7 protein-coding genes are annotated in these 6,061 nt (G+C 39.0%); 2 read left to right on the plus strand and 5 right to left on the minus strand.

Annotated features, from left to right (window positions below; translation table 11 throughout):
- The 5 genes from UC75_RS20240 to rimO form a co-directional block, all read right to left on the minus strand.
- A partial coding sequence (locus tag UC75_RS20240) for a phosphatidate cytidylyltransferase (RefSeq protein WP_228137092.1) occupies positions 1-497 on the minus strand: 497 nt, incomplete at its 3' end.
- The gene (gene uppS, locus UC75_RS04910) at positions 497-1,249 is read right to left on the minus strand and encodes a polyprenyl diphosphate synthase (RefSeq protein ID WP_049836889.1); all 753 of its coding nucleotides are present in this window, start codon (positions 1,247-1,249) and stop codon (positions 497-499) included. The genes uppS and UC75_RS20240, both read right to left, overlap by 1 nt.
- Before the next feature lie 5 nt (positions 1,250-1,254).
- Positions 1,255-1,809 carry a ribosome recycling factor gene (gene frr, locus UC75_RS04915; RefSeq protein WP_004791853.1) on the minus strand — a complete coding sequence of 185 codons (555 nt, stop codon included), beginning with the start codon at positions 1,807-1,809 and terminating at the stop codon, positions 1,255-1,257.
- An 85-nt stretch (positions 1,810-1,894) separates the two neighbouring features.
- Positions 1,895-2,623: a UMP kinase gene (gene pyrH, locus UC75_RS04920; RefSeq protein WP_004791851.1), complete on the minus strand. Its 729-nt coding sequence runs from the start codon at positions 2,621-2,623 to the stop codon at positions 1,895-1,897.
- A 50-nt stretch (positions 2,624-2,673) separates the two neighbouring features.
- Positions 2,674-4,017: a 30S ribosomal protein S12 methylthiotransferase RimO gene (gene rimO, locus UC75_RS04925; RefSeq protein WP_004791849.1), complete on the minus strand. Its 1,344-nt coding sequence runs from the start codon at positions 4,015-4,017 to the stop codon at positions 2,674-2,676.
- A 342-nt stretch (positions 4,018-4,359) separates the two neighbouring features.
- On the opposite strand from rimO, the gene glnL reads away from it, so the two are divergent.
- Both glnL and UC75_RS20245 read left to right on the plus strand, forming a co-directional pair.
- Complete coding sequence (gene glnL / locus UC75_RS04930) at positions 4,360-5,469, plus strand: nitrogen regulation protein NR(II) (protein WP_049836890.1); 1,110 nt, start codon at positions 4,360-4,362, stop codon at positions 5,467-5,469.
- A partial coding sequence (locus tag UC75_RS20245; RefSeq protein WP_228137094.1) for a response regulator occupies positions 5,456-6,061 on the plus strand: 606 nt, incomplete at its 3' end. The genes glnL and UC75_RS20245, both read left to right, overlap by 14 nt.

Consider the following 6,061-nt stretch of genomic DNA (forward strand, 5'->3'; position numbering starts at 1 on the left):
GGAGCTAGTTTTCTTTTTCCAAATTTACGACCAACAAAGTAAGCACCACTATCCGCACCCCATACGAGCAAGAACAGATACATTAACCACCATGGTGAACTTTGCCATACTACAAAAATTGATGTTACCGCAGCGCAGACTAAGATTATGCCAATCACATACAAGGTTGCATTATACCAACCATCAAATTCAGGAAATGACTTAACCCAATATACACTGACAATCCAAGTCAAAATTGAAGCAGACCACAAAAGTAATGCAATATCATGGAAAAATAGGGCGACACCTGAAACAAATGCAACAAGCAGACCGTAACACCAAGCTTTAGGTTTTACAGCATTTGCAGTTTCGCGAGGCATTAATTTATACCACTCATACCCCGCTACCCCTGCTGCAACAATCATAAGAACCAACATTGGATAATGTGATTGCGTAGCAAACATACAGCCTAAAACAACTGCAACAAGTACCAATGCGGTAACAATCCGCTCTAACATTATAAATTCTCTATTTTCTCTTGCTGAATTTGTTCAGATGTTTTGCCAAAACGACGTTCACGCCCTGAAAAAACATTCAATGCATGATCGAACTCTTTTACTGTAAATTCTGGCCATAACGCTTCGGTAAAATACAGTTCCGCATAAGCTGCTTGCCACAACAAGAAATTAGATATGCGATAATCTCCGCCTGTGCGGATTAACAAGTCTACAGCCGGCAGATCGTTTAGACTGACATATTTTTCGAACAAATCAACATTTATTTGATCAGCACTAAATTCACCACGGGAAACAGCCTCTGCAACTTGTTTTGCTGCATTAGCAATGTCCCACATCCCACCATAGCTTATTGCAATGGTTAAGGTCATAGTGTCATGGTGTGCTGTCTGTTGCTCTGCATCTTCCATTAAGGCAACTAAGTGTGAGGATAATCGAGAACGATCACCGATAAAACGCAAAGCAATATTAAATTTCTTCATGCGAGGTATTTGCTCATGAATACTTTCTTCCAGAAGCTTCATGAGCAGATCGACTTCATACTGCGGTCGATTCCAATTTTCACTTGAAAATGCAAAAACAGTTAAAGCACGAATACCAGTTTTTTTACAATATTCAACGATAGGATCAAGAACATTTTTACCTTCCCGATGCCCATCACCTTTTTGCATTTGATTTTTTTTTGCAAAGCGGTTGTTGCCATCCATAATGATGGCAACATGCTTGGGAAGATGATACTCTTCAGAATCGGTCATAAAAATTAGACCTTCATCAATTCTGCTTCTTTCGCTGCAAGACGCTTGTCTACTTCTGCAACATATTTGTCAGTAATTTTCTGAATATCATCACCTGCACGGCGCTCATCATCTTCAGAAATTTCTTTTTCCTTCAATAATGCTTTGATATCACCTAAAACATCACGACGAATATTGCGAATCGCAACTTTTGCATTTTCAGCTTCATTACGCGCAACTTTTTGCATATCACGACGTGTTTCTTCAGTTAATGCTGGTAAAGGTACACGAATTGCATCTGCTGTAATCGGGTTTAAACCAAGATCACTTTCACGGATTGCCTTATCAATAGCTGAAACCATTGTACGCTCAAATGGCTGAACAATAAGTGTACGAGAGTCTTCAATACCCACGTTTGCTACTTGATTTAATGGCACATCAGAACCGTAGTAAGGAACCATCACACCATTTAAGATTGATGGGTGTGCACGGCCGGTACGAACTTTAGCAAACCCGAGTTCTAAAGACTCTAGAGTTTTTAACATACGCTGTTCGCTGTCTTTTTTCAGATCGTTAATCATATGATCTACCTTACTTATTTATTCAAAGATATATTTAACAAATTTAATTTAGCGCTAGTATAAAGAGCTTTCGGTAACACGTACATTACTTAGTAACGCGCGTTCCTTCTTTTTCACCCATTACTACTGACAATAACGCACCTGATTTATTCATATCAAAAACTTGCAATGGCACATTATGGTCACGACACAAACAAATAGCAGTCAAATCCATAACACCAAGCTTTTCATCTAATACTTGGTCAAAAGTTAAATGATCGTATTTAACAGCATCATCATATTTACTTGGATCTTTATTATAAACGCCATCAACTTTAGTCGCTTTTAAAATCAAATTCGCTTCAATTTCAATACCGCGTAAACATGCTGCTGTATCCGTCGTGAAAAATGGATTTCCTGTACCCGCAACGAAAACACAAACTTCACCTTGACTCAAATGACGAATCGCATCACGACTTGAATAAGACTCTACCACTGTACCAATTGGTAATGCAGACATAAGACGAGTTCTGATATTACGACGAACTAGAGCATCACGCATAGCTAAGCCATTCATCACAGTTGCAAGCATACCCATTTGATCGCCTGTTACACGACCAACCAAGCCATCTTTTTGCAACTGACTACCACGGTACAAATTACCGCCACCCACAACGATACCCACTTGCACACCTAAACCAACCAAGTGCGCAATTGAAAGTGACATATGATCTAAAACTTGGGCATCAATACCCATATCTTTATTACCTGACAATGCCTCACCAGATAATTTTAATAGAATACGTGAATAACGTGGGCTAATTGTTTCCGCCATGACTTTGCTCCAAAACCTCTTAAACTGAATGCTCTTTAAATATATTTCGATTAAACCGATTTAATTTTAATTAACTTTGCAAATAAATCGTATTCATCTGCATCGGTAATTTCGACTTCCAATATATCGCCCGGTTGAATAGTGCTCTTATCGATATCTTCTACAAACACATTACCGTCAATTTCCGGAGCATCGGCATAAGAACGTGCAACGGCAACAGGATATTCGTCTTCTAAACCATCGACTAATACAGTCATCGTTTGACCAATACGTTTTTGTAATTTGGCAGCAGATATTTGCTGCTGCACTTGCATAAAGCGCTCGTAACGCTCTTGCTTAATTTCTTCTGGCACATGATCGGGTAAATCATTTGCCGTAGCGCCTTCTACTGGTGAATAGGTAAAGCAGCCTACGCGATCAAGTTGAGCTTCAACTAACCAATCTAACAAAATCTGGAAGTCTTCTTCAGTTTCGCCTGGAAAACCAACCACAAAAGTAGAACGGATCACAAGATCAGGACATTTTTCACGCCATAACTTAATTTTTTCTAGTGTATTTTCACTATGTGCCGGACGCTTCATTAATTTAAGAACGCGTGGGCTTGCATGTTGGAAAGGAATATCAAGATATGGCAGGATTTTTCCCTGAGCCATTAAATCAATAACTGCATCAACATGTGGATATGGGTATACATAGTGTAGACGCACCCAAATGCCCAATTGGCCTAGTGCTTCACACATATCGAAGAATTTTGTCTTAACAGGCTGACCATTCCAGAAGTCAAGTTTGTACTTGGTGTCTACGCCATAAGCTGATGTATCTTGAGAAATAACCAAGATTTCTTTAACACCCGCTCTTTTAAGAGCCGCAGCTTCTTCCAATACACTACCAACTGGACGAGAAACCAAGTCACCACGCATACTTGGGATAATACAGAAGGTACAACGATGGTTGCATCCTTCAGATATTTTTAAGTAGGCATAATGCTTTGGTGTTAAGCGAATTCCCTGTTCAGGAACTAAATCAATAAACGGATTATGTTTAGGTGGTGCTGGTACATATTCATGTACAGCTTCCATAACATCTTGATAAGCTGCCGCACCAGTAACCTTTAAAACGTTCGGATGCATTTGACGAATTTTATCTTCGTCTTTACCTAAGCATCCTGTAACGATTACTCGACCATTTTCACTCATGGCCTCGCCAATTGCATCTAGCGACTCTTGTACCGCAGATTCAATAAAACCACAGGTATTAACAACTACTAAATCAGCACCATCATAATCTGATGCAACTTGATAACCTTCAGTCTTTAACTGAGTTAAAATTCGTTCAGAATCTACCAATGCCTTAGGACAACCTAAAGAAACAAAACCGACTTTGGGGGTCTTCATGAATCTGCGCTCCACTTGAATGCGCGTATTGTATGTCTTTTCTTGTCTCAAGCATAGGTGGAAAGCCTACTCTTTGTGTAATGCACCAAAATACAACCAACATTTGCACCAAAACTCACCTTTGCACCAATTTAGATCATGTTATTATCTAGACTAAAGCTATTTGTTTTGATCAAAAGATATAAAGAACGATTTCAGCGCGTTTTTAAGTACCTTAAAACTTTAAAATAACCCATAAACAAAGTTGGCGTATATTTTGCATCGTTCATGTTCTATAACGGTGAAAATCCGATAACCAATGAAGATGCCATTGCGCTATTTTAAGACAGGAACGATTCGCTAATGGATCAACACAACCCTATCGACTATCGCCTATTGGTAGACAATTTAACTACTGCGATTTTATTAATCGATAGTAACTTGAATATTTTTTATTTAAATTCAGCCTGTGAAGCACTATTTGACATTAGTTTGCTCCGCGCTTCAGGACAGCCTGTTTTAAATTTACTTCATGCGCCAGATGATACTTTTAATACACATGAAGCTTTATTAAACACCATAAAAACCGGACAACCTTATACGCGTCGAGAAGCTGTCATTAATGTCAACTTTAAAGACCTACATGTGGATTACACAGTTTCACAATTAAATGCTGCTAAAAGCTATCATCCATTATTGTTGATTGAGCTCAACCCAATTGACCGCATGTTAAAGATTTCAAAGGAAGAGAATCTTGTTCAACAACATCAGGTCGCTAGGCAGCTTGTGCGTGGCGTTGCGCATGAAATTAAAAACCCACTTGCAGGTATTCGGGGAGCAACCCAGCTACTCGCTCGCAGTTTAAATGATAAGACTTATGCTGAATTCACCGATGTCATCATTAATGAAGTGGATCGTTTAACTAACTTGGCTGACACCATGTTAGGTTCCAGACAATTGCCAAGCTATGAAAATGTTAACGTACACGAACCTTTAGAAAGAGTACGCTCTCTCATTGCAAACCAGACAAAGAAAAAAATTAAAATTATACGTGACTATGATTTGTCTTTACCTGATGTGAATGCCGATCGTGATCAGTTAATCCAAGTCATGCTCAACATTAGTGTAAATGCAATTCAGGCTATAACAGAGAATAAAGCATTCTTTATCGATCATGAACCAGAGCTAATTCTACGTACTCGCATACAACGACTTGTCACAATTAATGGTGTGCTGAATCGATCTACCGTGCGGGTTGATATTGAAGACAATGGGCCAGGTATACCTGAGAGTATTTTAGAGTCCGTATTTTACCCATTGGTTACTGGACGAGCAAAAGGTACTGGGCTTGGCCTAAGTATTGCACAGAATATTATGCATCAACATAACGGAATGATTGAATGCCAATCTGTTCCTGGAAAAACTATTTTTAGCTTATATTTACCTTGGGAGTCAGACCGTGTCGCGAAATAAAATATGGGTTATTGATGATGATCGCGCCATGCGATGGGTATTGGAAAAGACCTTTAAAGAAGAAGGCTTTGACGTTACCAATTTTGAGGAAGCTCAAACTGCGCTTGAACGTTTGCATCATGATGCTCCCGATGTCATCTTAACTGACATTCGAATGCCTGGAATTGATGGTTTAACTTTTTTATCTAAAGTCAAAAACACTCATCCGGATTTACCTGTCATTATCATGACAGCACATTCTGACTTAGAGTCTGCTGTATCAAGTTATCAAACAGGTGCATTTGAGTATTTACCAAAACCTTTTGATATTGATGAAGCTTTAGCTTTAGTCAATCGTGCAATTCTGCATATCAATAAACTACAACAACAAGAAGCTACAAAAACAGCTTCACCACTTCAATCAACAGAAATTATTGGTGAATCTCCTGCCATGCAGGAGGTTTTCCGCGCTATTGGTCGTTTATCTCAATCTCATATTACTGTTTTAATTAATGGTGAATCTGGTACAGGTAAAGAATTAGTTGCGCATGCTTTACACAAGCACTCACCACGCCGTGCGAAGCCTTTTATTGCCTTAAATATGGCGGCAATT

It is taken from the genome of Acinetobacter sp. V2 (genome assembly GCF_001188385.1).
Lineage (GTDB): Bacteria > Pseudomonadota > Gammaproteobacteria > Pseudomonadales > Moraxellaceae > Acinetobacter > Acinetobacter oleivorans.